General features: G+C 62.7%; 25 protein-coding genes. 13 read left to right on the forward strand and 12 right to left on the reverse strand.

The features are described from left to right. The first annotated feature begins 102 nt into the window (after positions 1-102). From IB279_RS14695 to IB279_RS14735, 9 genes are all read left to right on the forward strand, one after another. Positions 103-1821, forward strand: coding sequence for an ABC transporter ATP-binding protein (locus IB279_RS14695; protein ID WP_034787702.1), 1719 nt, complete (start codon positions 103-105; stop codon positions 1819-1821). 97 nt (positions 1822-1918) lie between these two features. Further along, the gene (locus IB279_RS14700; protein WP_113189114.1) at positions 1919-3481 is read left to right on the forward strand and encodes a D-aminopeptidase; all 1563 of its coding nucleotides are present in this window, start codon (positions 1919-1921) and stop codon (positions 3479-3481) included. 78 nt (positions 3482-3559) lie between these two features. Continuing rightward, entirely contained in the window at positions 3560-4345 is a 786-nt protein-coding gene (locus IB279_RS14705) for a pseudouridine synthase (RefSeq protein ID WP_090426128.1), read from the forward strand. A gap of 228 nt (positions 4346-4573) precedes the next feature. Further along, positions 4574-5551, forward strand: coding sequence for a tripartite tricarboxylate transporter substrate-binding protein (locus tag IB279_RS14710; RefSeq protein ID WP_034787709.1), 978 nt, complete (start codon positions 4574-4576; stop codon positions 5549-5551). Positions 5552-5770: 219 nt separating this feature from the next. Beyond that, positions 5771-6232, forward strand: a complete 462-nt coding sequence (locus IB279_RS14715) for a tripartite tricarboxylate transporter TctB family protein (protein WP_034787711.1) — start codon at positions 5771-5773, stop codon at positions 6230-6232. A 10-nt stretch (positions 6233-6242) separates the two neighbouring features. Further along, on the forward strand, positions 6243-7748 hold the full coding sequence (locus IB279_RS14720; protein WP_113189116.1) for a tripartite tricarboxylate transporter permease: 1506 nt from the start codon (positions 6243-6245) through the stop codon (positions 7746-7748). A gap of 180 nt (positions 7749-7928) precedes the next feature. Beyond that, positions 7929-8324, forward strand: coding sequence for a hypothetical protein (locus IB279_RS14725; RefSeq protein ID WP_113189117.1), 396 nt, complete (start codon positions 7929-7931; stop codon positions 8322-8324). An 89-nt stretch (positions 8325-8413) separates the two neighbouring features. Continuing rightward, the gene (locus IB279_RS14730) at positions 8414-9109 is read left to right on the forward strand and encodes a helix-turn-helix domain-containing protein (RefSeq protein ID WP_159415707.1); all 696 of its coding nucleotides are present in this window, start codon (positions 8414-8416) and stop codon (positions 9107-9109) included. A 55-nt stretch (positions 9110-9164) separates the two neighbouring features. Then, complete coding sequence (locus IB279_RS14735; protein WP_034787730.1) at positions 9165-9380, forward strand: hypothetical protein; 216 nt, start codon at positions 9165-9167, stop codon at positions 9378-9380. A 43-nt stretch (positions 9381-9423) separates the two neighbouring features. On the opposite strand, the gene IB279_RS14740 is transcribed toward IB279_RS14735, so the two are convergent. The 4 genes from IB279_RS14740 to repA all read right to left on the reverse strand — a co-directional run bounded on the left by IB279_RS14740 (position 9424) and on the right by repA (position 14951). Continuing rightward, positions 9424-10590, reverse strand: a complete 1167-nt coding sequence (locus IB279_RS14740; RefSeq protein ID WP_090296598.1) for an RHE_PE00001 family protein — start codon at positions 10588-10590, stop codon at positions 9424-9426. Between the two features lie 735 nt (positions 10591-11325). Then, positions 11326-12594, reverse strand: coding sequence for a plasmid replication protein RepC (gene repC / locus IB279_RS14745; protein WP_090296596.1), 1269 nt, complete (start codon positions 12592-12594; stop codon positions 11326-11328). A gap of 155 nt (positions 12595-12749) precedes the next feature. After that, a complete protein-coding gene (repB, locus tag IB279_RS14750) occupies positions 12750-13751 on the reverse strand; it encodes a plasmid partitioning protein RepB (protein WP_034787738.1) in 1002 nt (333 codons plus the stop codon). 3 nt (positions 13752-13754) lie between these two features. Further along, positions 13755-14951, reverse strand: a complete 1197-nt coding sequence (repA, locus tag IB279_RS14755) for a plasmid partitioning protein RepA (RefSeq protein WP_034787965.1) — start codon at positions 14949-14951, stop codon at positions 13755-13757. A gap of 287 nt (positions 14952-15238) precedes the next feature. Between repA and IB279_RS14760 the strand changes: the two genes are divergently transcribed. Both IB279_RS14760 and hutC read left to right on the forward strand, forming a co-directional pair. After that, entirely contained in the window at positions 15239-15430 is a 192-nt protein-coding gene (locus IB279_RS14760) for a hypothetical protein (RefSeq protein ID WP_087510694.1), read from the forward strand. A 140-nt stretch (positions 15431-15570) separates the two neighbouring features. Beyond that, positions 15571-16350, forward strand: a complete 780-nt coding sequence (gene hutC, locus IB279_RS14765; RefSeq protein ID WP_192339378.1) for a histidine utilization repressor — start codon at positions 15571-15573, stop codon at positions 16348-16350. Between the two features lie 64 nt (positions 16351-16414). Here hutC and IB279_RS14770 read toward each other — a convergent pair whose 3' ends face one another. The 7 genes from IB279_RS14770 to IB279_RS14800 all read right to left on the reverse strand — a co-directional run bounded on the left by IB279_RS14770 (position 16415) and on the right by IB279_RS14800 (position 22903). Continuing rightward, on the reverse strand, positions 16415-17668 hold the full coding sequence (locus tag IB279_RS14770; RefSeq protein ID WP_089042934.1) for an adenylate/guanylate cyclase domain-containing protein: 1254 nt from the start codon (positions 17666-17668) through the stop codon (positions 16415-16417). 143 nt (positions 17669-17811) lie between these two features. Further along, complete coding sequence (locus IB279_RS14775; RefSeq protein ID WP_090296593.1) at positions 17812-19281, reverse strand: HAMP domain-containing sensor histidine kinase; 1470 nt, start codon at positions 19279-19281, stop codon at positions 17812-17814. Beyond that, the gene (locus IB279_RS14780; RefSeq protein ID WP_034787757.1) at positions 19278-19952 is read right to left on the reverse strand and encodes a response regulator transcription factor; all 675 of its coding nucleotides are present in this window, start codon (positions 19950-19952) and stop codon (positions 19278-19280) included. Before IB279_RS14780 ends, IB279_RS14775 begins: the two co-directional genes overlap by 4 nt. Before the next feature lie 66 nt (positions 19953-20018). Beyond that, positions 20019-20399: a hypothetical protein gene (locus tag IB279_RS14785; RefSeq protein WP_060517777.1), complete on the reverse strand. Its 381-nt coding sequence runs from the start codon at positions 20397-20399 to the stop codon at positions 20019-20021. A gap of 244 nt (positions 20400-20643) precedes the next feature. Continuing rightward, the gene (locus tag IB279_RS14790; protein WP_051659110.1) at positions 20644-20952 is read right to left on the reverse strand and encodes a hypothetical protein; all 309 of its coding nucleotides are present in this window, start codon (positions 20950-20952) and stop codon (positions 20644-20646) included. Between the two features lie 355 nt (positions 20953-21307). Further along, complete coding sequence (locus tag IB279_RS14795; protein WP_089042932.1) at positions 21308-22075, reverse strand: EAL domain-containing protein; 768 nt, start codon at positions 22073-22075, stop codon at positions 21308-21310. Between the two features lie 75 nt (positions 22076-22150). Further along, positions 22151-22903, reverse strand: a complete 753-nt coding sequence (locus tag IB279_RS14800; RefSeq protein WP_176960302.1) for a hypothetical protein — start codon at positions 22901-22903, stop codon at positions 22151-22153. Positions 22904-23181: 278 nt separating this feature from the next. Between IB279_RS14800 and IB279_RS14805 the strand changes: the two genes are divergently transcribed. After that, positions 23182-24567, forward strand: a complete 1386-nt coding sequence (locus IB279_RS14805) for a sensor histidine kinase (protein WP_034787765.1) — start codon at positions 23182-23184, stop codon at positions 24565-24567. 5 nt (positions 24568-24572) lie between these two features. Next, positions 24573-25214 (forward strand): response regulator transcription factor, encoded by a 642-nt coding sequence (locus IB279_RS14810; RefSeq protein WP_034787767.1) that lies wholly within the window; start codon positions 24573-24575, stop codon positions 25212-25214. Positions 25215-25267: 53 nt separating this feature from the next. On the opposite strand, the gene IB279_RS14815 is transcribed toward IB279_RS14810, so the two are convergent. Then, a complete protein-coding gene (locus IB279_RS14815; RefSeq protein WP_034787769.1) occupies positions 25268-25726 on the reverse strand; it encodes a hypothetical protein in 459 nt (152 codons plus the stop codon). Between the last annotated feature and the right edge of the window lie 243 nt (positions 25727-25969).

The following is a 25969-nucleotide window of genomic DNA, read 5'->3' on the forward strand; positions in this document are numbered from 1 at the left end:
CTTTCACGCTTTTCTGGGTTGGTTTCGATCCAAAAACATGACATTAAAAATCATCTTTCTATCAGCGCCCATGGCGCCCCCGCCCCCAGTGAGTGCACGTGCATGCTGAAGCGTTTCTTCGCGTTCTACCGCCCCTATCGCGGCCTGTTCATTCTCGACTTTTCCTGCGCCGTACTATCAGGCCTGCTCGAACTCGGCTTCCCGATTGCGGTGAAGCTGTTCGTCGACCAGCTCTTGCCGAGCCAGGAATGGACACTGATCCTGCTGTCCTCCGTGGGGCTGCTGATCGTCTACCTGCTCAACACCGGCCTGATGGCAACCGTCACCTATTGGGGCCACATGCTCGGCATCAATATCGAGACGGACATGCGGCGCATGGCCTTCGATCATCTGCAGAAGCTCTCTTTCTCGTTCTTCGACAACCAGAAGACCGGCCATCTCGTCGGCCGCCTCACCAAGGATCTGGAAGAAATCGGCGAGGTCGCGCATCACGGTCCGGAGGATCTGTTCATTGCCGTCATGACCTTCATCGGTGCGCTGATCCTGATGCTGATGGTGCATTGGCAGCTGGCGCTGATTACCGCCGCCGTCGTGCCACTGACCGCCTGGGTAACCAGCCGCTACGGCGGGCGCATGACCCGGAATTTTCGCAATCTCTACGGCCGGATCGGAGACTTCAACGCCCGTATCGAGGAGAATGTCGGTGGCATGCGCGTGGTCCAGGCCTTCGCCAACGAGGCCCATGAGCGCAGCCTGTTCGAGACCGACAACCAGAACTATCGCCGCACCAAGCTTGAGGCCTACCGTATCATGGCGGCCAGCACGTCGCTGAGCTACATGAGCATGCGGCTGACGCAGCTGATCGTGATGATTACCGGCTGCTACTTCGTGTTGACGGGCGAGCTGACCAATGGCGGCTTCGTCAGCTTCCTGCTTCTGGTCGGCGTCTTCTTCCGGCCGGTCGAGAAGATCAATTCGGTGATCGAGACCTATCCGAAGGGCATCGCCGGCTTCAAGCGCTTCCTCGAACTGATGGAAACCGAGCCCGATATCGAGGATCGTCCCGGTGCGACCGACGTCGCTGATCTCAAGGGCGACATCACCTACAGCAACGTCTCCTTCGGCTACAGCGCCGAAAAGCCGATCATCCAGAATATCGACCTCACGATCCGCGCCGGCGAGACGATCGCCTTCGTCGGCCCGTCGGGCGCCGGCAAGACGACGATCTGCTCGCTTCTGCCGCGCTTCTACGAAGTGATGGAAGGCGCAATCACTGTCGACGGCACAGATATCCGCGACATCACCTTGTCGTCGCTGCGCGGCCAGATCGGCATCGTGCAGCAGGATGTCTTCCTTTTTGCCGGCACCATTCGCGACAACATCGCCTATGGCCGGCTCGGAGCAAACGAAGCCGACATCCTGGAAGCGGCGCGGCGCGCCCGGCTCGACGGCATGATCGCGGCCCTGCCCGACGGCATGGACACGGTGATCGGCGAACGCGGCGTCAAGCTTTCCGGCGGACAGAAACAGCGATTGGCGATCGCCCGCATGTTCCTGAAAAACCCGGCGATCCTCATTCTCGACGAGGCCACCTCGGCGCTCGACACGGAAACCGAGAGAGCAATCCAGCAGTCGCTCGCCGAGCTTTCCAAGGGGCGCACGACGCTGATCATCGCGCACCGGCTGGCAACGATCCGCGATGCCGACCGCATCGTCGTGGTCGACGGTAGCGGCATTCGCGAACAGGGACCGCATGCAACGCTGCTGGCCGCCAAGGGCGCCTACAGCCGCCTCTATCACGCCCAGGCAGGCGCCGGCTGAGGAGAGCTGTCGGCGCGGCATTGCAAGTGCCGGGAGGGGACGGTACGAACGAAGGCAGACACCGCCCTGCCCTTCGTCGGACCGATCCTTCAGCGCCATGACCACTTCCGAACTCTCCGCTCTCGAACGCGCCCTAAAAGCCCTGCCCCAACACTATCCCGGTCCCGGCGGCGTCGCCGGTGTAGTCCGGGATGGTCAGGTGATCCTCAGCCACAGCTGGGGCTATGCCGACCTGACCGCCCGCAGGCCGATGACGGCAACAACCCGCGTACCGATCTGCTCGATCACCAAGCAGATGACCTGCGCCGTGCTTCTGGACGCCGTCGGCGAACCGGCAAAGCTCGACCGCGCGCTCGACGCCTACCTGCCTCTGCTTGAAGGCAAGCGCCCGACCGTGGCCCATCTCTGTCACAACCAGTCGGGGCTGCGCGACTACTGGGCGCTGACTGTGCTGCAAGGCGCCAGGCACGACGGCGCCTTCCGCCGCGAGGACGCACGGCCCCTGCTCTCCTCCGCGCGGTCGACCCATTTCGAGCCGGGCACGCGCTACTCCTATTCGAACGGCAATTTCCGCATTCTCGCCGACCTCATCGAAGCGCATACCGGGCGCTCGATGGCCGAGCTCTATCGGCGTTCCGTGTTCGGCCCGGCCGACATGCAGACCGCTGCCCTCACCGCCGATACGAGCCTGCCCCCCGACGGTATCGTCGGCCACGAGGGCAATGAGACGGCTGGCTATTTCGAGGCGGTCAACAACATCTACTGGGCGGGCGACGCCGGTGTTTCCGCTTCGCTCGACGATATGCTCGCCTGGGAATGCTTCATCGACCGGACGCGGAATGACGAAAACAGTCTCTATCGCCGCCTGTCCGTACCGCAGACCTATGCCGATGGCCGCCCGGCCCATTATGGGTTCGGCCTTGCGCATGAAAAGATCGGCGACGTCGCCATCACCGGCCATGGCGGCGCGCTGCGCGGCTTCCGCAGCCGCAGGCTCTACGCGCCCGCTGAGCGCCTTTCGGTCGTGGTGATGTTCAACCATGAAGCCGACGCCCATGCGGCGGCGACCGCACTGATGAAGGTCGCCCTTGGCCACAGCGACACCGAGCCAGCGACGGGCACCTGGGATGCCGACGGCACCGGCAGCTATCTGGATCCGGAAACGGGCCTCGCACTCGTCACCAGGCGCATCGGCAAATCCCGCGTCGCGCTGAACTTCGCCACGGGTGCCGAGACGCTTGCGGTCGGTCCGGATGGCAGCGCGCAGTCAGCGGCCGTTACCCTTCGCGTGGAAGGCGCCTCGCTGCACATGGAGCGCCCGCGTGAGAACCTGACGGTTCACGCCGCGCGCATCTCTGGCGCCGCCAAGCCTGATATCGCCGGCCGCTACCATGCGGCAGAACTCGACGCCCATCTCGACATCGTCTCCACCAACGGTGTCTTCTATGGTGGTTTCGACGGTTCGCTTGGCAGAGGCGTCATGCACGCCCTGCGGCCGCTCGCCGAAGATGTCTGGCTGCTGCGCTGCAAACGCTCGATGGACGCGCCGGCACCGGGAGACTGGACCGTAGTCGTTTCGCGTGACGCAGAAGGCAAGGTGACGGGGCTGACGATCGGCTGCTGGCTCGCCCGGCGGATCGACTATAGCAAGATCGGCTGATGTCGAGATCGCGCCGCCGGCGATGCTCGCAAGCGGGACCATGCTGCACAAGATGACCAGCAACCGGAAGACCAGAACGTGAAACAGAAGCGACCGACAGCCGCCCGAGATACCGGCCGCCGCCCCACGGCCGATACGGGAAAACGCGTGACGGTCGCCCGCGCCCTTTCCAAGCTTGGTTACTGCTCGCGCACGCAGGCCGAGAAACTGGTGCTTGAAGGCCGCGTCAGCATCAACGGGCGCAAGGCAACTGACCTCACCGCATGGGTCGATGTCGACAAGGACCGTCTCGCCGTTGACGGTAAGGCCGTGCTTGCCGAAGAGAAGGTCTACCTGATGCTGAACAAGCCGCGCGGGCTGGTGACGACCAGGCATGACCCGGAGGGCCGGCCGACGGTCTTCGACTGCCTGAAGAACATCGACTCCACCCATCTGTCGCCGGTCGGACGCCTCGACAAGGCGAGCGAGGGCCTTCTGCTGTTCACCAACGACACGGTGCTTGCGCAGCGGCTGCTCGATCCGGAAACCCATGTCGGCAAGGTCTATCACGTGCAACTGACCGGGCAGATCGACGACGCGCAGCTTGCGCAAATGGTCGCCGGCATCGACGAAGGCGGCGAGATGTTGCGGGCCGCCAGGGCCGAACGCCTAAGGGTGGGCGGCCGCAACATGTGGATCGAGGTGGAACTCGAAGAGGGTCGAAACCGCCAGATTCGCCGCATGCTCGATGCGCTCGGCTTCGAAGTGCTGCGGCTGCTGCGGGTTTCGATCGGGACGATCGCTCTCGGTGATTTGCCGAAGGGTGCTGCGCGTAACCTCACCGCCGACGAAATCGCCGATCTGAAGCGGCGCACCGGCCTCTAGGCCCTTCCCGCGGCGCGCAGCCAAACGCGCGATGGGTGGAAATCCACCCACGCGAGCACCGCCATGTTTCCGAATCCACCCAAAGCCGATCCAGGCTCCTGACAAATGCGTCGGATCGTGCGGACAGCCCGTTGTCTGTGCTAAGATTGCGTCCGCAAATGGGGGCATCCAGCACCGGCGTGGGAGGAAACCTTGCCGGCTGGCCATATTTCATCCGGGAGGAAGAAGATGAAAACCCTCAACGCATTGCTCGGCGCCGTTGCCGCCCTTTCCATTTTTGCCGTTTCCGCCAACGCACAGACCTACCCCGAACGTTCGATCACCATGGTCGTGCCCTTCTCCGCCGGTGGCCCGACGGACACGGTTGCGCGCCTGGTTGCTGAATCCATGTCGAAGGACCTCGGCCAGCAGATCATCGTCGAGAACGTCGGCGGCGCCGGCGGTACGCTTGGCGCCGGTCGCGTCGCCCAGGCCGATCCGGACGGCTACACCGTGCTGCTCCATCACATCGGCATGGCAACCAGCGCGACGCTCTACCGCAAACTCGCCTATGACACGCTGAACGCCTTCGAATATGTCGGCCTCGTCACCGAAGTGCCGATGACCATCGTCGCGCGCAAGGACCTCGAGCCGACCGACCTCAAGGGTCTCGTCGAATATGTGAAGGCGAACAAGGACACGGTCACCGTCGCCAATGCCGGCATCGGCGCCGCCTCGCACCTCTGCGGCATGATGTTCATGAGCGCCATCGAAACGCCGCTGACCACCGTTCCCTACAAGGGCACCGGTCCGGCGATGACCGATCTCCTCGGCGGTCAGGTCGACATCATGTGCGACCAGACGACCAACACCACCAAGCAGATTCAGGGCGGCACGATCAAGGCTTACGCCGTCACCTCGCCCGAACGCCTCAAGGTCTTCCCGGACTTGCCGACGACCACCGAAGGCGGTCTGCCGAACCTGCAGGTTGGCATCTGGCACGGCGTCTACGCGCCGAAGGGTACGCCGGCTGAAGTGACCGAACGCCTGTCGAAGTCGCTGCAGGTGGCGCTCAAGGATCCGAACGTGGTTGCCCGCTTCGGCGAACTCGGCACCGAGCCGTCTTCGGACGCCGACGCCACCCCCGCCGCGCTGAAGACCAAGCTCGAAGGCGAGATCGCCCGCTGGAAGCCGGTGATCGAAGCGGCCGGCCAGTACGCCGACTAATCCACCGCTCATCGCGCCGCGCTCTCGAGCCATCTCGGGGCGCGGCGGTTCTGACATGGGCATGTTCCCGACGGTGTCCGGACAGGCGCCGTCAACAGCGGTTGACAGCTGTCAACGCGACGTTGCCCAATGTGCGAACCCGGCGCGAGCCGGCAATGCCAATGCGGGGGGCCGACGACGCCTCGGCCCGGCTACCCCGCGAAAACAAATGGGGACACGATGAAATCACTCTCCTTCGATAGCACCAATGCGCTCTGCGGCGGGATCCTGACCGCGGTCGGCCTGTTCTTCGCCTGGCAGGCCTTCAACCTCGAGCTCGGCACGGCCTTCCGCATGGGACCCGGCTATTTCCCCCTCGTGCTCGCGATCATCCTGACGCTCCTCGGCATCGTGATCCTCGTACAGTCCACCCGCGTCCAGGGGGAGCCGATCGGCGCGATTGCGCTGCGTGGCATGCTCTTCATTTTGCCGGCGCCGGTTTTCTTCGGCCTCACGGTCCGCGGTCTCGGCTTCGTCCCGGCACTGTTCTTCACGGCACTCATCGCCTGCTTTGCCTCCGGCCGCATGACGCCGCTCATGGCTTTGGCGCTCTCCGCAGCGCTGACGGCCTTCTCCGTCGCCGTGTTCAGCTATGGTCTCGGCCTGCCCTTCCAGCGCTTCGGCCCCTGGGTCCAATTCTAGGAGACGCGCAATGGATCTTTTCAACAATCTCGCGCTCGGCTTTGTGACCGCCGGTTCCCCCGCCAACCTGCTCTTCTGCCTCATCGGCGTGCTTCTCGGCACCCTGATCGGGGTCCTTCCGGGCATCGGCGCAACGGCAACCATCGCCATGCTCTTGCCGATCACCTTCCAGCTCGAGCCGGTCTCCTCGCTGATCATGCTCGCCGGCATCTATTACGGCGCGCAGTATGGCGGCTCGACCACGGCGATCCTCATCAACATGCCGGGCGAATCGTCGTCAGCCGTCACCGCGATCGACGGCTACCAGATGGCCCGCAAGGGTCGGGCCGGCGCCGCCCTGGCGATCGCTGCCCTCGGCTCATTCTTTGCCGGCACCGTCTCGACCTTCCTCGTCGCGGTCTTCGCACCGCCCTTGACCGAAATCGCCCTGAAGTTCGGCGCTGCCGAGTACTTCTCGTTGATGATCGTCGGCCTCGTCTCCTCGATCGCACTCGCGCACGGGTCGATCGTCAAGGCGCTGGCCATGGTCGCCCTCGGCCTCCTGCTCGGCCTCGTCGGCACCGATATCTATTCCGGCACGCCGCGCTTTACCCTTGGCATCCGGGAATATGCCGACGGCCTGAACTTCGTAGCGCTCGCCGTCGGTGTCTTCGGCATCGCCGAGATCCTGCGCAACCTTGAAAACGAACGCACCCGCGAGGTGCTGATGGCCAAGGTCACCGACCTGATGCCGACCAGGGACGACTTCAAGCGCATGTTCGCGCCGGTCGTGCGCGGCACCATCATCGGTTCGGCGCTCGGCATTCTGCCCGGTGGCGGCGCAATCCTTGCGGCCTTCGCTTCCTACACCGTGGAGAAACGAGTCTCGGACCACCCCGAAGAGTTCGGCCACGGTGCGATTGCCGGCGTCGCCGGTCCGGAAAGCGCCAACAATGCGGGCGCGCAGACCTCGTTCATTCCGCTGCTCACCCTCGGCATTCCCGCCAACCCGGTGATGGCGCTGATGATCGGCGCGATGATCATCCAGGGCATCGTGCCTGGTCCGAACGTCGCAACCGAACAGCCCGCCCTCTTCTGGGGCATCATCGCCTCGATGTGGATCGGCAATCTGATGCTCGTGGTCCTGAATCTGCCGTTGATCGGGCTCTGGGTGAAGCTGCTCAAGATCCCCTATTACGTGCTCTTCCCGATCATCATGGCGTTCTGCTCGATCGGGGTCTACAGCGTCAACTCCAATGTCTACGACCTCTATGCCGTCGCCTTCTTCGGCCTCGTCGGCTACCTGCTGTTGAAGCTGCGCTGCGAACCCGCTCCGCTGCTGCTCGGCTTCGTGCTCGGACCGCTGCTCGAAGAAAACCTCCGCCGCGCCATGATCCTATCGCGCGGAGACCCGACGACATTCGTCACTCGACCGATCAGCGCCATCCTGCTTCTGATCGCAGCCCTGGTGCTCGTCGTCGTGTTCCTGCCGAGTGTGAAGGCCAAGCGCCACGAGGTTTTTGTCGAGGAGGATTGATCCCTGCTCGCCAGTTTCGCAACAATAACAATATAATTCAATAGGTTAATCGCCGCGCCCCAATCGGAGGCGCGGCGTTCTTCTGGCTGCGGCATTCTGCCCCTGCGCGGTTTGCCACATTGAGCTTTATCAAGCCGGTCGCCTATCTCTGCCCCATCGAAACAGGAACGAGCCGGGGCGATGACACGTCGCGAGAAGACCAGATGGAACAATGCCGTGCGCATGCTTTGCGCCGCGGCGCTGTTCCTGCTTGGTTTTGCCCATCTCGGCCCTGCCCTGGCCACTCGCCTGCCGGCGGCCGAACTGGCGCTCTATGCCCTGCCCGACGGGTCCCTGCCCGATTTTTGCCAGACCGGTTTGGGTGAAGACGGCAAAGACCAGCCCGGCCATAAACATGTTTGCAGCGCCTGTCGGTTCTTCTGGGTGCTGCTGACGCCGCCGGACGGTTCTTTCAGCGAGCGCCTGGAGGCAAGCCGCATACCTGCGATCCGGGTTGCGGCAGTTCGACCGATGCCACAAGTTCACGCGCCCAATGCCCGTCCGCGAGGCCCGCCACAGGTCGTCATCCGGCTTTGACCTCCGTTGACAGCTGTCAACATCCTCCTTCGACGCCGGTCGGCATCGGGGCATCACGCCTCCTTGCGTCGGTCATGCGGACGTTTTTCATGCCAGAAACCCTGATCACCACTGCCGCGCCAGCGGCTCCCCCTCGCGCGTCCTCGATAAGGCCGCCTCGCCCGGCCTCGCGTAGTCGTGTCGTCGGCGAAAACCTGACCCTGCTCTATGAGGGCGGACGCAACCGCGCGCTCTACCGTGTCGTTGACGGCTGCGTCGTGCTTTCGCAACTTCTCGACGACGGTCGCCGCCAGATCACCGACGTGCTCGGACCGGGCCGGCTCTTCGGCTTCACTATCGACGGCCGCAACATCGCCACCGCCGAAACGCTGAGTATCGCGCGCATCGAGCCTCTGGGTGACGCGGATCTCAACGCCACCAATCCGGCCGTCGCCAGCGAGTTGAAGACGACGCTGCACCGCATGCAGATCCATGCCACGCTGCTTGGTCGCAAGACCGCCAGCGAGAAAGTCGCCAGTGCGCTGGTGGAACTATCGCGCCTGTTCAATCGGACCGGCCGTAACGGCGCTGCCCGGTTGAGCTTTCATCTCCATCTCACCCGCGCCGACCTTGCGGATTGGCTTGGCCTTACCGTCGAAACGGTCAGCCGCTGTCTCAACCGTTTCAAGCGCGAGGGCCTGATCGACTTCAGCCACCCGAAGACAATGCGTGTCCTCGATCCCGAACGCCTCGAAGCGACCGCAGGCTTCACCCGACAACAGACCGGCGAGACGACACGCCCTTGAATAAAACCCGCGCCGCCTGTCCCCCCAATGCGGCCACCCACGCGAAGGAAAAACCATGATTGCGAGACTTGTCTACCACGTGCCGGTGTTCGGCTGGATGCTCAAGGAGGCCGTGCAAGGTTCACAGACGGCCAAGGTGCTGTTTCTGATCAACTGCGCGCTGCTCTGGCTGCTCGCCATCGTCGCCTTCGGTTACCCGGCGATCATCATTCCGGCATTGACGCTGGTGCCGGTGATCTTCGTTCTGTTGATCGTGATCACGATGGGCTGACGCCGATACGGCCCGGCGGCAAGCTTTCCGCGCTGCCGCCGGTTCAAAGCACGCCCCAGCCGCGGTAACGCCCGCGGCCGGTCATCTCGCGGATGCCAAGCTCGCGAACGAGGTTCAGCGCGCCGCGCGGCGTCACCCCGACATGCTTGGCGACCAAAGCTGCCGATACGATCGGCCGCGACAGAACCAGGTCGATCAAGGCCGGCAGACTGCTGTTGGAACGACGATCGCGAATGCGCATTTCCATCTGGGTCTTCGCAAGCGACAGCCGGTCGAGTTCCTTGAGACCGAGATCCGCCGTCACCGTCATCGCCTCCAGAAAGGCGCTCCAGCGGGTCAGTGCGTCCTTGGACCTCCGTCGCTCATAGCGGATGGTCTTTAGCCCGGTGTTGAACGACAGCAGGTGCGAGGTGACCTTGCCTCTGGAGCGCAGGTAAGCACCGACCAACAATGACCCCAGCCAATGCTGACGGCGCAGAGGCTCCCTCCGCTCCCAGGCATCGAAGAGCAAGGCGGCTCCAAGACAGGGCGGCAGCTGATCTGCCGCTGCCACCATCTGGCGCCATTCGTCAAGACGCGCTTCCTCATCCCACTCTTCGTCGAAGAGCAGGCCGAGCTGTCCCATCGGCTCGCGGGCTGTCGCTAACGCCGTCCGTTCTGCGACTTCCAGCGTGTCCTGGTCATGCGCATCGAGCAGGCGTTGCGAGCGAGCGATGGCGGCGTCGATGGCCGCGAATTCGGCCGCCATCGGATTGCTGTCGCCGTCGTCCTCCGGCTCGCCACGCTCCGGCTCACGATCGACACCCGCCGCCTGACGTGTTTCGGCCGGCGCAAGTGAAGGGATATGGAGCTCCGGGGCCGGGCTTTGTTCGCCGCTGAGTGTTGCAAGCCCCTGGGCAGAAAGGGCCCAACCAGGCTCGCCGAGCCAGATGCGGCGGCGGACTTTCAGGACCGAATGGGCGATGGTCAACTCGTGGGTCGGCGCTCGGGCGTCCATGTGCGCATCGTGCAGCACAAGATCCTCGACATGAACGAGTTCGCCGGCCACCCAAAGTGCTGCAGTCGCATCGAAGAAATGCCCGCGCTCGCGGTACCCGTCTTCGACGACATGACGGTTCGTGCGCTCATCGAGCCGCGCCAAGGCGTCTTCCGCCGAAATCATCAGCGGGATCAGCGTTGGATGGTAGGGATCGGGAGACTGGTATCGCATTTTGAGAATAAACGGTTCCTGCGGATGTGGAACGTAGCACGAGAATCACTTCCCCCACAGGCAGGAGACGCTTTCTCCACCGCTTGAAGACCGGCAAGCTGCGCCACCTGATTTCGCAAACGACGACGGCGAATATTTCTATTCAAACAGGACTTGCATGTGTCTCGGCGCACGCCAATGTGTTGACAGCTGTCAACCGTGTTGATGTCTCGTCTATCAACGCCAAACCCGGTCAGTGAGTTGAGTACCATACTCGCTGTTTCCCCCAGCCATGCCGTGTTCGCAATCACGCGGCAGTGAGATCCAACTATGCTTGGTGCTTTGTCGCTTTAGTTTACCCTTTCGCGACCCAGCTTTTTGGGGGGAGGGCGCTCGGCTTTAAACCAGTAACCTGTTGCCAGCTGGCAACAGCCCGCGAGTTCGCCACCTGAACGGATTCTGCCGCTAGAACGGGCTCTAACAAGGGAGGACGCTCAATCATTCGGCTCGAGATCGAGAAATTCGAAGTCTTGTACGCTGAGTCCGCGCAACGGAACTGAACCGCTCCTTCCTTTCCAAAAGAAGGAGAAACAGCAATGTTTTCTGATGGGTGGCCAGAGTCTGAAAACAATCTCAGACGTAAGAATAACGTAGAGATGTCAACGAATCCCTGCACTTACAGTGTCCCGCATTTCAACGTCACAGACAAGCCAAAGCGTTTCCGCGAGAGGAGACGCTCATGCCCCCTGTCGCTGTTCATCCGCTCACGGCGACCACTCCGGCTTGGGCTCGCAAGCGCGCCGACAGCATCGCCGACACGGTGAATGTCTGGTTTCTCGCGCGGCGCGTCAGGTCCCGCAGATAGCCCCCGGCCGAATGAATGTGCTCGGACCGTTCAAGAAGGCAGGCGAGTACCGTTGCCGTCGTTTCGGGACCAAGCACCGTGCACGCCTCGTCGTAGGCCTCCGGGCTGACGCCGAGCATCGTCCTGACAACGGTTGCGGCTAGGAACATGTCCCGCCAGTTACCAATTCGCCCCGCTGGTCCATAGTCACGGATCTGCGGGCAGGCTTTCAGCACCACCGGCAGCGCGCCGATATGATCGTGAAGGCGAGAAAGGCCGGGCGACTTTGCACTGCCTGCAACGGTATCATCATCCGCAGTGCATGACGTCTTGGTGCCAGCCAGATCCGAAAATGCCGCTTCAGGTCTTTCACAAGCGTTTTCAGATTCAGATTGATAATCGGATTCTGAACTCTGTATGTGCCGCTCATACTGGCGTTCATTGGCAGCCGTATTCTGCGTTTTCAGCAAGTTTTCCAGGTAATTAGTCAGATTGTCGCGGAGTGCCGACAAAACGGCGAGGGCGCGCTCCACTTCGGTGATCAGCGGCTTGCGCGACAGTGCCGTGTAGACCGCCTGGCACTGCGTTTCCGCTTCTTCCGCTTGGAGGACATCGGACTGGCGCAGGAGCTCGACGAACTTGACGACGTCGCGCCGGCAAAGGCTCAGACGTTCGCGCATCACCTGCAGGTAGCGACGATCCGCTTCCAGCCGTGCCGCTTCCGCTGCGAACTCGGACGCCCGTGCAAGCATCGGTGCGAGATCGAAGCCAAAGGCCTGGCCGATCGCGCCCTTGCGGTCACGTCGGGCGTAACGCTTGCCATTGGGACTGTCGCGCCTGAGGATGAGCCCAGCCTCGACAAGCGCCGTCAGATGCCGCCTCAGCGTCGTCTCGGCCATGCCGTGCGTACGGAGCGAAAGCTGCGCATTCGACGGAAACACGACGAGGCCGGCGGCCGGGTCGAGTTCGCTCTTTGGGTAAAAGGACAGCAGTGCGTTCAGCACCGCAAGCGAACGGTCGGAAACCCCAAGGCTTGTCTTGGCGGCACACACCGTTCGAAACAATTTCCACTTGTCGACGCTCCCGTCGTCGACGGCCGGAGCGCTGGAAAGTTGGTATGCCAACATCCCAAGCGTCATCGACCGCCGCCCGAAGGGCGTCGTGACAATCCCACGATCCATTCTTCTTCACCTTTTCCAAGGCAAAAGAAATCCGTTCGCCGAAACGACGTTGAAAACTCTTGACACCGATTCGCGGAAATGGGATTCTCTAGTTGCTACACGAGAGAAGGGTTTCCGCAGCGCTAGTCGTTCGGAAGCCTTTTTCTTTTGCTCAGTTAGTCTCCTGTTTCCTCTTGATATTCGAGGTACAGAGATTTGAGCCTCTGCCTCACGAAATCTGCAAAGCCTGGTGCCGTCTTGCTGTTGAAGGCAAGCGTCGTCTCGACGTCCGTTTCACGGATACGCACCGGGGTTGTGTTGTCTGGCGCCAGCCATGGGATAGGCCGGGCACGCGCCCTGGAGGCGCTTAAGAAAGTGCACAAGGCGTCGAAACGCTGATCGCTGCCGGCCTTCTGGAATTCTCGGCTTTGCGTGAAGGCGGCTGCGGCCTCCGGCTTGCCATCTTGTGCGAGAAGCTCAGCGAGTTCAAACCAACGGCGCCGTCCGATCGATGGTGCCGGTCCGATGGCCTCGACCAGCGCAATCGGTAGCCGGCGAACAACAGAAATCATCTTCGACAGGGCGGCTTTGTCGACACCCAGCGCCGACATGATGATCTCACGCGAAAACCCGCGATCCTCAAGGCGGCTGCCAAAGAGCGAGCGCTCGATGAAGGAGAGGTCGGAACGGGTGTTGTTTTCCTGTCCCTGCGAGACGACCAATTGCTCGTCATTGAGATTGCGAACGACCGCACGAACACTGCTACCGATGTCGCGGGCAGCAGCCAGGCGGCGATGGCCGTAGGCGACCTGGTATCGCCCCTCGATGGTTGGATGCGGCCGGACCAGGATGGGCACCTGTTGTCCGTGCTCTCGCATCTGTTCAGCGAGGCTCAGTTGCGCGTCGGCCGCAATCCCGAGGCGATCGACGATGAAGGATGCGTCGATGAGCGCCGGATCGAGTTCGACGACCGCTTGCCCTTCGGCAAGTTGCCGCTCGAGCTCCTGGGCGCGTTCGACCTTCTGCGTGATGTTCGACAGCGACCGGGTGATGCCACCGACAGCAGTCGGGGGGCGGGCACCGGCCATCAGCCCGGCGATCGGGCGGTCGTTGCCCGGTGCGCCGTTGGCATCGTCGACGCGTTCCTCCGATATCCCGATCAGGTTCTTACGGGCCATGGATTACTTCCTCCCCCAGACCTTGCGGACCAGGTCCTCGATCTCGCCATTGACGAGGTTGAGAGAGTCCATTGCGCGGTCGTAGGTGCCGCGGACAAACTGCGAGCGCTCGACTTCATAAAGCGTTTGCTTCGTTACGCCGGCGTCGGAGATAGCTGTCGACTTCACCATGGCGTTCTGCAGCATGCGATTGCCGAAAATGGCGCGCATGAAACCGGTCATCTGGCTTTGAGGGCCGTCGTTCGGCTCAAACCGTGTTCCGAGATAGCGCATCCAGTCATAGCTGGTGCGGCCACCGGCTTTTTCGACGACGCTCATCAACTCACTCGTCATCGACAGGAACTGCGACATCGACATGACGTCGAGCATCTGCGGATGCACGGTGATCAGGACGGACGTTGCGGCACAGAGCGCCGACATGGTGAGGAAGCCGAGCTGCGGGGGGCAATCGATGACGACGATGTCGTAGAAGCTCTCGATATCGGCGAGCACATCGCCGATGCGGGCGAAGAAAAGGGTTTCTGCAGCCCCGCCCGTCATCATCGCCTTCGGCGTTTCGTGCTCGAATTCCATGAGTTCGAGATTGCCGGGAATGAGATGCAGATTGGCGGTGTAGGTTGACCGCACGATATCGGCGATCGACCGCGGGGCGTCATAGCGGATCGCGCCGTAAAGCGTCTCGCCTTCTCCGACATCCAACTCCGGTTGATGGCCGAAGAGGGCGGAAAGCGAAGCCTGCGGATCGAGATCGATCGCGAGCGTGCGGTAGCCGCGAAGTGCCAGATATTGGGCGAGGTGGGCTGAGGTCGTCGTCTTAGCCGACCCGCCCTTGAAGTTCATCACAGACAGGACCTGCAGCTTTTCATCGCCGCGCCGGTGCGGGACATATTTGCCCGACTTGCCGCCATCGTCGAGAACGCGGCGAATGCGTTCGATGTCGGAAACGGCATACATGCGCCGACCGTTTGACAAGGGCGCTGGGCCGTGGCCCTCTGAGGCCACCTGCCTCAGATAGCCTTCGCCGATTCCGATGAAGGCTGCCGCTTCGGCAGGGCTGAAGAGACGCATCTGCTTTTGCGCTTGCGGGGGAAAGATTTTCTTTTGGTGCTGCTGCAGCTGATGGGCAAGTTCCAAAGCGTCGGCAGCCAGAAGCGTCGGCAGATGCTCCTGTGCGTCCTGGCTTTGAATTTTTTGCTGCAACATTGATATCCCCGAAAACTGCGCAAAAATCGTCATATCCGGACAATATGCGCAGATGCACTATGCTCCGATTCGGCGCGGTTTTACAAATGCATAGCGTTTTGGCGGAGGTGCTGCCCTTGCGGTGGAAAGCGAGCTTGTGAAGCGGTCGAGTTGTCCGCGGACAACTTCCCTTCGGGCACGTTCGCGCATCTCCAATTAGAGCATAGATTTAATAGACTATTGACAGCAGGTCTGATTGTGTCAGGATTGTGTTAAGTTGGCGATTGGATGCATGGAGCTTCCTGATGTTCTATCTCGGTGGAATGACCCTTGGCTATCTTGAGCCGCCCCCGCCTTTGCCGAAGGCGATGAAGGCAAAGCGGCAGGCGGAAGTGGATGTCGCCTCGACGACGCTCGACAAGGCGGCGTGCGAAGAGTCCGATCGTAATCAGGAATGGGCGCGCGCGTTCCTGACGCCGTGGCACCTCCTTTACTGAGGAGTGAGGCGTGGCGCCGAACTGCGCCGCCCAAGCGTTGACAGCTGTCAACGGCGAGAGCCGTTTCAGCCGCCGTGGAAAAGCGCAAATCGGCGAGGGAAGGGCTGTTTCGCGGCGGCGAATTGATTAAGTTCGCTGTCATGGACACCAAGCAAGATCGATCCGTTTCAAGTGACCCGCCTGGCGATGCGGCCGACAATCAGGGGCAGGTGCTATCGCTGCACCAGCGCATCCTCGGTGACGTCGAAGGGCGCATTCTTTCCGGGGAGTGGCCACCCGGACACCGCATCCCGTTCGAGCACGAACTGACCGAGCAATACGACTGCTCGCGCATGACGGTGAACAAGGCCCTAACCGAACTCGTCAAACGCGGGCTGATCGAGCGGCGGCGCAAGTCGGGAAGCTACGTTACCTTTCCGCAGGTCCAGTCCGCCGTCATGGAGATCCACGACGTTAAACTCGAAGTCCAGTCGCTGGGGCTCGATTACAGCTTCCGCGTGGATGAGCGAAAAGTGCGCAAGGTCGAAGGCCGGGATCGTGAACGCCTGGATCTCCCGAGCTCGGGCAAGCTGCTGGATGTAACGTGCCGGCATTTTGCCGGCTCGCGTCCCTTTTGCTTCGAGGAGCGGTTGATCAGCCTTTCTGCGGTTCCGGAGGCCGAAGAGGAAGCATTCGAGACCGCGGCGCCCGGTTCGTGGCTGCTCGGCAAGGTACCGTGGAGCACGGCCGAACACCGCATTCGTGCCGTGGCGGCCAGCAAATCGGCAGCGCAGGCGCTCGATATCGCCACCGGCACAGCCTGCCTCGTCATCGAGCGGCGGACCTGGAGCGGACGGGCGCCGGTCACGCATGTGCGGCTCACCTATCCCGGCGACCGCCACGAACTCGTTGCGCAGTTCGCGCCCAGCCCCATCGGCTAGTCGAAGGATCGGTTGTCCGCGGGCAACCGATGAAGCAGGCCCTCGATCGGCGGTTCCGCGCCGATTATCCTGCGGCGAGGCGCAGCTTCGGTGCCGGTTCGTTGCCGGAAAAAGCGAAGACCTCGATGGGTTCACCGATGCCCCTGACCGGGTAGGCGCCGAGATGCTCCATGCTCGAGGCGCAGCCGGCCAGCTCGACGAAGGCGCGCGACAACAGCACCGGGCGTTTGGTTTCCTTGGTCAGGCTCTCAAGCCTTGAGGCGATGTTGACGGCGGGGCCGATGACGGTGAAGTCGAGCCGGCGGCGCGAGCCGATATTGCCATACATCACGTCGCCGACATGCACGCCGATGCCGTAGCCGAGCGGCTCGCGACCTTTCGAGAGGTTGTCCTGGTTCAGGACGGCGATGGCTGCCTCCGCCTCCCGGATCGCCTGGAGCAGATTCTCCGCGGCGTCGGGGTTGCTTAGCGGAAAGATTGCCAGCAGCCCGTCACCCATGAATTTGAGGATCTCGCCGCCATGGCGCTCGATCGGTTCCGACATGGCGTCGAAATAGGCGTTCAGCAGTTCGATCACGTCGTCGCGCGGCCAGAGATCGGAAAGCTTTGTGAAATTGCGCAGGTCGCAGATCAGGATGGCGGCACCGACGGTGACGCCGCTGCCCCGTGTGGTGGCGCCGGCAAGGATCTGTTCGCTCGCGTGCGGGCCGACATAGGTTTCGAGCAGCGTTCGGACGAAACGGTTCTTCAGCCTGATTTCACTAACCAGCGCCAGCGCCGGCACGATCTTCGCGAGAAAGGCCAGATGTTCGTCTTCGAAGCCGCCCTTCCGGTCGCTGGCAAAGGTGACGATGTGGCGTTTGCCGAGCGTGTGCTCAAGCGGCCAGGCGATGTATTCGGTCAGGCCCTCGGCCCTGAGGTCAACATAGAGCGAGCTCTGTTCCTGCTCTTCCGTCAAGTCCTCGAGGTTGGTTCGAACCTCGGTGCCACCGTTATTGATCACGTAGAGCGGGCTGTTGAGGTAGAGAGCGGTGTTCTGGGTGCCATAGTCGTAGAGATCGATTTCGCCCTCGGCCAGCCCCTTGCGCCACAGGATGCGAGCGCCGAGCCATTGCGGATGGTTGATGCGGAAGTGCAACGTGGCGCGCGCAACCGGAATACCGGCGCCCTGCAGCCGTTCGCCCAACTCGACAAGGATATTGTCGATGAAGCGCTCGTTGCGCGTTTCGATGATCAGCCAGTCGAGCACGCCTTGGCGTCGAGCCGGAAAGCTGCCATCCTCGGGTGAAGGCGAGGGGGCCTCAGATGGGGTCTGCATTGCTGTTCTCCATGGCGCTCAAGCGGGTGAAGCCGCGTAAGCCGAACGATGTATCGCAGCAAATGTGGAGCATCGGCACCGCCTTGATAAGGGGCAACCTGAAAAGCTTTTGAGAAATCTGGGGCGACATGCCGCCGCTTCTGTCAGACGATCGGGCGTGCCGGCGCGGCCGCAGGCCGGCTTCCGTCGATCAGCGGCAAGTGCAGGCGCACCCGCGTGCCACGCCATGGACCGGTGAGAATGTCGATACGGCCGCCGTGGAGCCGGGCGATCTCACGCGCGAGATTGAGCCCCAGCCCGGCGCCGGTGGAGCGCGGACGCAAGCGATAGAAAGGTTCGAAGACGCGATCGCGCTCCTCTACCGGAATGCCGGGGCCTTCGTCGTGGATTTCGAGCCCGCCGGCGGCATCGACCAGAACGGTGATCGTGCCGGCACCGCCGCCATGTTCGATGGCGTTGCGCAGAAGGTTGGCGACAGCCTGCTCGATCTGCCGCGGCCGCGCGCTGACCAGGGCGCCCGGCGCTTCGGCTTCGAATGCCAGCTCGTAGCCGGCTTCGAACGCAAGCGGTGCGAAGTCCGCTGCCATGACCCTCCCGAGAGAAACGAGGTCGACCACCTCGAGCGGGCCGCCGGCATGTTCGAGGACTTGCCGGTCGAGAAGCTGCTGGGCGAGATGCGACAGGCGCTCGATATCGAGCCTCAGGCGGGTGGTTTCGGGGTCTTCCTGCAGAAGCTCGGCGCGGGTCCGCAGGATCGCGATCGGGGTGCGCAATTCATGGGCCGCATCGGTCAGGAAGCGGTTGCGCTGGTCGTATCCCTCTCCCAGTCGCGCCAGGGCCCGGTTGAAGGCCCGCACCAAAGGGGCGATTTCGGTCGGCACTTCCTCGGTTTCGAGCTGCACGGCGCGGTTGTCGATGTCGATGCGCCCTGCCTGGTCGGCGGTCGAGACGAGGCTCGCGAGCGAACGGCGCACGACGGCCGGCGTCGTCAGCAGAGTGGAGACGCCCATGACCAAGACGATCGGCAAAAGGAAGCAGAGCACAACAAGCACGAGCGTCGGCATGACCTCCATCCACGCCGTCCTGCCGTCGAGGTCGCGCGCCATATCGACATTGATGCTGATCTGCACGTCCAACGGCTCATTGTCGCGGCGGGAGGAAACGGTCGCGGCGAGGATCTGGACCCGGCCGGCTTCGGTCTCGACATTGTGGAGGACAGCGTCCGGAAGCGTGCCGCCTTCTTCGAAAAGCAATTTCGCCCCCTCCACCCGTTGCAGCAGGTCGCCGCCGGCTTCTTCATAGGGGGCAGGGACGTTTCCGTAGCGCACGACCTGGCCGGCGGCGTCGCGGACGATGTACCAGAGATTGGGATAGGACTGGCGAAGCTCGCGCAGGTCCTCGGTCTCGTGCACGGCCAGCACGCCGTTCGCGTCGCGACCGACGGCGCGGTCGAGCACATCCAAGGCGGCTTCGTTGTCGACGAGCAACCGTGGCTGGGCGATGAACACGCCCAGGAAAAGCAGGCCGATGAAGACGAACAACGTGGCCGCCTGCAGGAGGATCAGCCGACGGACGAGGACCCATTGCAGCGAGCGCGGACGAACCTTGATCATGTCGTCGCGCGCAGGAGATAGCCGAGATTGCGGATCGCCCGGATTTCGACGCCGGCGCCGACGTCGTCTAGCTTGCGGCGCAGGCGCGAAAGATGGGAGTCGAGCGCGTTGGATTCGATCTCGTCTTCCATGGCGTAGACCGATTCTTCCAGCGTCGCCCTGAGCACGGTTCGGCCGGGCCGCCGCATCAGCGCTTCGAGCGCAAGCCGTTCCCGGCGCAGGAGGTCGAGAGGCTTGTCGTCGACGGCGGCCTCCCGGTGGCGGAAGTCGTAGATGAGCCGCCCGACCTTGGTCTGCTCCGATTTGAGCGTGACCGGACGGCGCGCAAGCGCGCGCAGCCGCGCCATCAGTTCCTCGACGGCAAAAGGCTTGGAAAGATAATCGTCGGCACCGGCATCGAGCCCGCTGACCCGGTCGTTGATCGATCCCAATGCCGTCAGCATCAGGATCGGCGCCTCGACGCCAAGGCTTCTGAGCTTCGGGATAAGATCCAGCCCCTCGCCATCCGGCACCCGGCGGTCAAGCACGACCACGTCATAGGGCCAGAGTTCGGCAACGGCCTCGGCGTCGGCGAGCGTCGAGACATGATCGACGATCACCTGGCGCCGCGCCAGGGCAGCCTTGAGGGCCGAGGCCATCTCCGGCTCGTCTTCCAGCAGCAAGATGCGCATGCCACTTTCCCTTCTGTGCCCGCATCTATGCGGGTCGCTGATCCGTCACGTCGACTGCCCGAGGCGTCACTCGCATTCCAGCTTCGGCTGGCGGAAGTTGGTGATGTACCAGCGGCCGTGCTGCATCCGGGCGTAGAAGCTATAGAAGCACTCCTGTTCCTCGACATAGCCCGGCGTCGAATACTCCTCGTAGCGCATTCCGCGCCGGGTGTCCCTGATTTCGCCGCTGGATGTGCCGGAGACGACATTCGTTGAGATCTTGCGCCATTGATAGGCGCGCTCGTTCCAGCCGAGATCGAGAACATTGGTGGGCGGACCATAGTCGATGATGACGGATTCGACCGGCTGGCCGATATAGGTCTTCATCGTATCGGATGCACAGCCGGCCAGCAGGGCGGCGGTGGCGGCGAAGCAGGCGAGGGTGCAAAACCCCTTAATGGAGAGCATGACGGATCCCGGTTTTCCTGCAGCGCCAGTCGTCCACGGGACGCGCGAAGCCAGCAGTTGTCGTTGACGTGCCGCCCGTCCGGAACGACTGCGATCCGGAGCGATGCGACGGCTGACCGGGAGCTAAAGGGCCAAGATTACAGGGGCATTGCAGGGCCGGCGCAAAGCTGGCGAAAGCTGCGCCGACGAAGCCGGTGGCGGGGGCAACGGATGTCGTTACTGCCGAAGAAGCGCTGCATACTTCCTAGGCAGCGCGGTCTGTGTCACGTGTTTGCGCTACCTTGGGATCAGCCGCGTAAACCAGGCCCGGCTTGACGATCCACTCGCCCGTGCGAAGTGCCAGTACATCAAAGCCGCCGCTCACCAGGCGCGGTGCCACGCCGACGAAACGATAGACAAGGCCCTCTCCGTCGCGCACGGATTCCCGTATCGGACAACTGCCCAGAGAGCCGATAACGTCGCCCTCGAACGCGACATCCACCAGCATGAAATATTCCGTCGGCAGACGGCGGCTGGCTCTGGAGGAGAGTTTGAACCCGTTTGTGAATTTCATAGTCTTGCTCGTCTGTGACGCCTTCGGAACCGGACATGCCGGTACTGGCAAGCGTCTGCGCTGTTCTGTTGCTTTCGCGTCCGAAGCCGGGTGGGTTGCCGCCAACGCAAATCCGGCCGATCACAGGAAAGGTGAATGCTGCGGCACCGGGTGTTGCGGCGCGGCACGTCTCAAGCCATCCAAAAGCGGCACCAGCATGGCAGCATGCCTGAGGCAAAACGACCTACAGGCACATTGCCGCCCGCTGCTTCTATCGCGCGGATCGGCATAGGATTTCGCCTGGGAAGATGGGATGGGAAGATCAGAAAAGCATAAGGGGAGGGAGTGCAGTGCGCTTGGATGATTGCGCGCGACGCTAGCAGAGCATCGCGGTTTGAGCTGGACGCAACTCGCCGCCAAACAGCGGGCTGAGGGTCGGTTCGGAGAGCAGGAACCCTTGCACGTGCGTTGCCCCGGCGCCTTGCGCGGCCTCAAATTGTGCATAAGTTTCAACACCTTCGACCACAACGACGGGAGCGACGCAGGACGCCAGACCCACCATGTGCAGAAGGAACCGCTCCGCGTCGGGACGTCCGAGCCGCAGGAAGAAGCCGTCGATCTTCACGATGTCAACGGGCAGGGACAAAAGTGCCTCCGGCGTCGAAAATCCCGTTCCGAAGTCATCGACGGCGACCCGATATCCAAGCTCTCGTACGCTTCGAACGAAACACCCGGCCGTCGGGAGCGCTGAGATCGGCAGGCTTTCGGCGAGTTCGAGCACGAGGCGCGATGCCAGCCCCCGATGGGTCGACAGCAGATCCAGGAGCAGCGTCCGGTTACGTTCATCGCAGATGCTTTCGACCGAGATGTTGCAGCCGAGGTCGCCGGTTGGATGATGCGCCAACCAGTCGAAGGCGAGCGTGAGCATGTGCCTGTCCAGCGCAGCAATGCGGCCGGCCGCCTCCAGATAGCGTATGAACTCGCTGGCGGTCATGACCTCGCCGTCGGGTCGGATGATCCTTCCCAGACACTCCGAATAGAGCACGGTGCCGACATCGGCGACGGCATTGACGTGTTGAAGTGAAAACCCGACGCGCCCTTCTTTTGCTGCGTGGTCGAAGATTTCCACAACACGGTCAAACATTTAAACTCCATTGGCTTGGACGCGGGTCCGGATGCAGCCACCGGCTCACCAAGTGAGCCGGTGGCCAGTTCCTCGTTATTGGGCGGTCTCCGGCTCCGGTTCGACAACAACCACCGTCTGCGGCGGCAGCGTGCCGCGGATTTCGTCGATCTTGCCAACGGCGGGGCCGACCCCGAGAATCCCCTTGGCTTCGTCGACCATGTCGTCGGTTACCACGCCATCCTTGGTGAAGCCCGCTAGCGCCTGGCGCAGCGCTTCGTCGCTCAGCGCAGGATCGGCTGGGATGGCGTCGACGCCATTTTCCGCCTCGAACTGCGCATAGGCGATTGCGTAAGCGGAAACGGCCGCCATCTTCGGATCGTTTGAATTGAGATAGGCGTGGTAGTTGCGGTTGAGCGAGTTGAACCCTCGCTTAGACCCGGGCGCCACAACGGGATCGACTACCGGATCGACCACCGGGTCCGATGCAACCACGACCGATTTGGCGGGTTTCTCGGCTTTTGCCGATTTGGCTGCCTTGGTCGCCTTGGTCTTGCTGCCGGAGGTCCCGGATTTGTGCTGCGATTTTCCACTGGACTTGCCAGTGCTCGTTTCCTTGCTTCCGCGGGAAGTGTCGGATTTGCTGTGGCCGGAACCGCCACCGTGGCTCCCGCCATTGCCACCACCGTTGCCCCCGCCGTTACCGCCGCCGCCACCATTGCCACCACCGCCGCCATTGCCGCCTTTGGCGTAGGCGGAATCGATCAGGCTCAGGGAACCGGCAGCCATTGGCGCGACTGCCAGCGTCAGCGCCATGATGCTCCGGGCGATCAGCTTCGTCACAGGCATAGAAATCTCCTCATTTCCAACTGGTCGTTCTCATTTGCTTACGGATCGAGACACGACGTTCGATGTGAAGACGATATCTGCGCCTCCGAGACGGCGCCATCGGCCCCCGACCATTGCCTTTTCGCCTAGGACCTAGGTCCTATTCCGCAGCATCAAAGGTCCGAACAGTTCGGTCGCGATGGCTGCGCCATTGACCCTGTCATGAGAGTGGTTAGGTTGGCGCGGCCTTGCTACAATCGTCGCGCCGCACGAGCCGGCGGCCCGATCCGAGAGACCTGGTGCGCGTCCAACAGCTTATCACCCGCTGGAATTCTCAATCTCTAGCCACCCAGTTCCTGCTGATCGGAGGAGCGGTCGCCGCTTGTGCGATGGTTCTGGTCGGCGCCTTCGTATCGAACAGGATCGAAGACGCAGTCACCCGGAATTCCGCCGCAACGACGGCGCTTTACGTCGACAGCGTGATCGCGCCGTTGCTGCCCGATATGCAGACGAATGAAGTGCTCGATGAAACGGTTGCCCGTGCGCTGGACGAGACCCTTGGCCAGGGCGCGCTCGGCGAACGCCTCCTCTCGTTCCGCCTTTGGCGTGCGGATGGCACGCTTCTCTATTCGAGCGACCAGGCGGCCGTCGGCACCAAGGTGGAGCCAAGCGAGGAACTTCAGACGGCATTTTCAGGCAAAATGGTCGCCCGCTTCGACCAGGCCGGGGATGGGACGGCGGACAGGGCTACGGCCGAGCCGGCGCTTGCCATCTACAATCCGGTGCTCCAGCCCTGGTCCGGCCAGGTGGTGGCCGTGTCGGAATTTCACGAGGTGGCCAATGATTTCGAACAAAGCCTCAATCAGGCGCGCGCACACACCTGGTTGGCGGTCGCAGCCTTCACGCTTGCCTTCTTCGTCGTGCTGTCGGCGATCGTGCTTCGGGGCAGCAAGACGATCGAGAGCCAGCGGCATGCGCTCGCCCAGCGCGTCGACGAGCTTTCGGCATCGCTGGCGCAGAACGAAACGTTGCGCGGCCGGCTGCAGCGCGCATCGCAGCGCGCCACCGCGTTGAACGAAAGCTATCTGAGGCGCATCGGCGCGGACCTGCATGATGGCCCCGCCCAACTCGTCGCCTATGCTTCGCTAAGACTGGGCAGCGAGACCTTGAAGCGCGACGCGACGCCGGCGGCCACCCGTGCGCGCGAGATCGGCGCGATCAAGGCGAGCCTCGACGAGGCGATGCAGGAGATCCGCACAATCTGCGGCGGCCTGGTCCTGCCGCAGATCGAGACGGCCGGACTGGCAGAGATCCTGCAGCGTTGCGTGAAGGCCCATCAGCAGCGCACAGGGGCGGCGGTCGAGCTCGCCCTGGCCGATCCGCCGGACCGTCTGTCGCAGGCGGCAAAGATCTGCATCTACCGCTTCGTGCAGGAAACCCTCAACAACGGCTACCGGCATGCCGGCGGCGTGAGGCAGCAGGTATCGCAACGAACAGTCGGCGACCGTGTCACCATCGAGGTCGCCGATGGCGGACCCGGATTTGATCCGGACAAAGTTCCGCCCACAAGTCTTGGTCTTGCCGGCCTGCGCGAACGGATCGAAAGTCTCGGCGGAACGTTTGAGCTCATCATCGAGCCGACCGGCACCACCGTTCGCATGACGACCAGCGTCAAGGAGATCTGACAATCATGACGTCAAGGATACGCGTTGCCGTGGTCGACGACCACCCTCTGTTTCGCGAAGGCGTGACCCGGAGCCTGTCGGAGATCGAGGGGTTTGAGATCGTCGCCGAGGGCAGTTCGAAGGACGACGCGACCGGGATCGCGCAAAGCCTCGGACCGGATGTGATGCTCATGGATATCTCCATGCCGGGCGGCGGGCTGGAGGCGATACCGGCGATCCTGGAGGTCGCTCCGTCGCAGAAGATCATCATGCTCACGGTTTCCGAAGACGGAGACGACGTGACCACGGCGCTCGACCGGGGTGCCACCGGCTATGTGCTGAAGGGGGTCGGCGCCTCGGCGCTCGCCGAGGTCATTCGCACTGTCGCTTCGGGCGAGCGTTACGTGGCGCCGACCCTTTCGGCCAAGCTTTTGTCGACGAAGGGCCCGGCCCAGCCTGGAAAATCCGGTCTGGTCGCAACCCTGACGCCCCGCGAGAAAGAGGTTCTGCACCTGGTGGCCGCCGGCATGAGCAACAAGCATGTCGCCATCGAGCTGGACCTGCAGGAAAAGACCGTGAAGCATCACATGACGCAGATCATGACGAAGCTCGGGGTCGCAAACCGCACCGAAGCGGCAATGGTTCTGCGCGACGCGCGCGAGCTTTAGTCTCTGAGACCGACCGATACCGTCGCACCGCCGACGCTGATCGGCGGCGCGTGCTAATGCGCCAGGGTCTCCATGCGCTGCTTGTCGGCTGATGTCGCGCGCCGGTTGATGATCGTCCGTCCGCGGGCATCCTTCATGATGTAGCGCCCCTTCCTGACTTGCTCGGTTATGCCGCCCTTGTGACGGATACCGGTTTCGCCATCGTCGGTGGCGTCTTCATTTGCACGGGAGGCCTTGGAGTTTCCGCCGGAACGGTTTTCGTTGGAATTCCCGTTTCCATTGCCGTTGCCACCGCCATTGCCGTTATTGCCGCCGCCGTTCCCGTTCCCTCCGCCATTACCACCACTATTTCCACCGCCGTTGCCGCCGCCACTATTGCCGTTCTTGGCGAGGGCGACCGTCTCGGTCATCGACAGGCCTGCACGGGTCAGATCGAGCTTGTAGGGAAGGGTCGTCACCAACAGGACCGCGGGCCAGAAGAATGCAGCAAGAAAAATCCGGCGATTGGGCATTTCAGTCCTCTGGCGATGTCGCGGCACAGGGTGGGCACGCTCCGGCGGATACCGGCAAGCTCGACTTTGCTCATGGCCGGCATGGCCAGTCAACGCGCGTCTGCGCTGGTTACGCTTTCCCAGACCTTTCCCCGGCGACGGCCGGACAATCGTCGGATTCCCTTAGGACCAAAGTCGGGTTCAATGCGTCGTCGTTTGGCGGCTGTGGCCTGCGCTCTTGCCGAGCAGCGACCGTGGCGTGAC

The sequence above is a fragment of the Ensifer sp. ENS06 genome, from assembly GCF_014852205.1.
Taxonomy (GTDB): domain Bacteria; phylum Pseudomonadota; class Alphaproteobacteria; order Rhizobiales; family Rhizobiaceae; genus Ensifer; species Ensifer adhaerens.

Coding starts and splice junctions, on each gene's coding strand:
- IB279_RS14695 (WP_034787702.1), top strand. CDS start 103: ATGCTGAAGCGTTTCTTCGCGTTCTACCGCCCCTATCGCGGCCTGTTC.
- IB279_RS14700 (WP_113189114.1), top strand. CDS start 1,919: ATGACCACTTCCGAACTCTCCGCTCTCGAACGCGCCCTAAAAGCCCTG.
- IB279_RS14710 (WP_034787709.1), top strand. CDS start 4,574: ATGAAAACCCTCAACGCATTGCTCGGCGCCGTTGCCGCCCTTTCCATT.
- IB279_RS14715 (WP_034787711.1), top strand. CDS start 5,771: ATGAAATCACTCTCCTTCGATAGCACCAATGCGCTCTGCGGCGGGATC.
- IB279_RS14720 (WP_113189116.1), top strand. CDS start 6,243: ATGGATCTTTTCAACAATCTCGCGCTCGGCTTTGTGACCGCCGGTTCC.
- IB279_RS14725 (WP_113189117.1), top strand. CDS start 7,929: ATGACACGTCGCGAGAAGACCAGATGGAACAATGCCGTGCGCATGCTT.
- IB279_RS14730 (WP_159415707.1), top strand. CDS start 8,414: ATGCCAGAAACCCTGATCACCACTGCCGCGCCAGCGGCTCCCCCTCGC.
- IB279_RS14735 (WP_034787730.1), top strand. CDS start 9,165: ATGATTGCGAGACTTGTCTACCACGTGCCGGTGTTCGGCTGGATGCTC.
- IB279_RS14740 (WP_090296598.1), bottom strand. CDS start 10,590: ATGCGATACCAGTCTCCCGATCCCTACCATCCAACGCTGATCCCGCTG.
- repC (WP_090296596.1), bottom strand. CDS start 12,594: ATGGATCGTGGGATTGTCACGACGCCCTTCGGGCGGCGGTCGATGACG.
- repB (WP_034787738.1), bottom strand. CDS start 13,751: ATGGCCCGTAAGAACCTGATCGGGATATCGGAGGAACGCGTCGACGAT.
- IB279_RS14760 (WP_087510694.1), top strand. CDS start 15,239: ATGTTCTATCTCGGTGGAATGACCCTTGGCTATCTTGAGCCGCCCCCG.
- hutC (WP_192339378.1), top strand. CDS start 15,571: ATGGACACCAAGCAAGATCGATCCGTTTCAAGTGACCCGCCTGGCGAT.
- IB279_RS14770 (WP_089042934.1), bottom strand. CDS start 17,668: ATGCAGACCCCATCTGAGGCCCCCTCGCCTTCACCCGAGGATGGCAGC.
- IB279_RS14775 (WP_090296593.1), bottom strand. CDS start 19,281: ATGATCAAGGTTCGTCCGCGCTCGCTGCAATGGGTCCTCGTCCGTCGG.
- IB279_RS14780 (WP_034787757.1), bottom strand. CDS start 19,952: ATGCGCATCTTGCTGCTGGAAGACGAGCCGGAGATGGCCTCGGCCCTC.
- IB279_RS14785 (WP_060517777.1), bottom strand. CDS start 20,399: ATGCTCTCCATTAAGGGGTTTTGCACCCTCGCCTGCTTCGCCGCCACC.
- IB279_RS14790 (WP_051659110.1), bottom strand. CDS start 20,952: ATGAAATTCACAAACGGGTTCAAACTCTCCTCCAGAGCCAGCCGCCGT.
- IB279_RS14795 (WP_089042932.1), bottom strand. CDS start 22,075: ATGTTTGACCGTGTTGTGGAAATCTTCGACCACGCAGCAAAAGAAGGG.
- IB279_RS14800 (WP_176960302.1), bottom strand. CDS start 22,903: ATGCCTGTGACGAAGCTGATCGCCCGGAGCATCATGGCGCTGACGCTG.
- IB279_RS14810 (WP_034787767.1), top strand. CDS start 24,573: ATGACGTCAAGGATACGCGTTGCCGTGGTCGACGACCACCCTCTGTTT.
- IB279_RS14815 (WP_034787769.1), bottom strand. CDS start 25,726: ATGCCCAATCGCCGGATTTTTCTTGCTGCATTCTTCTGGCCCGCGGTC.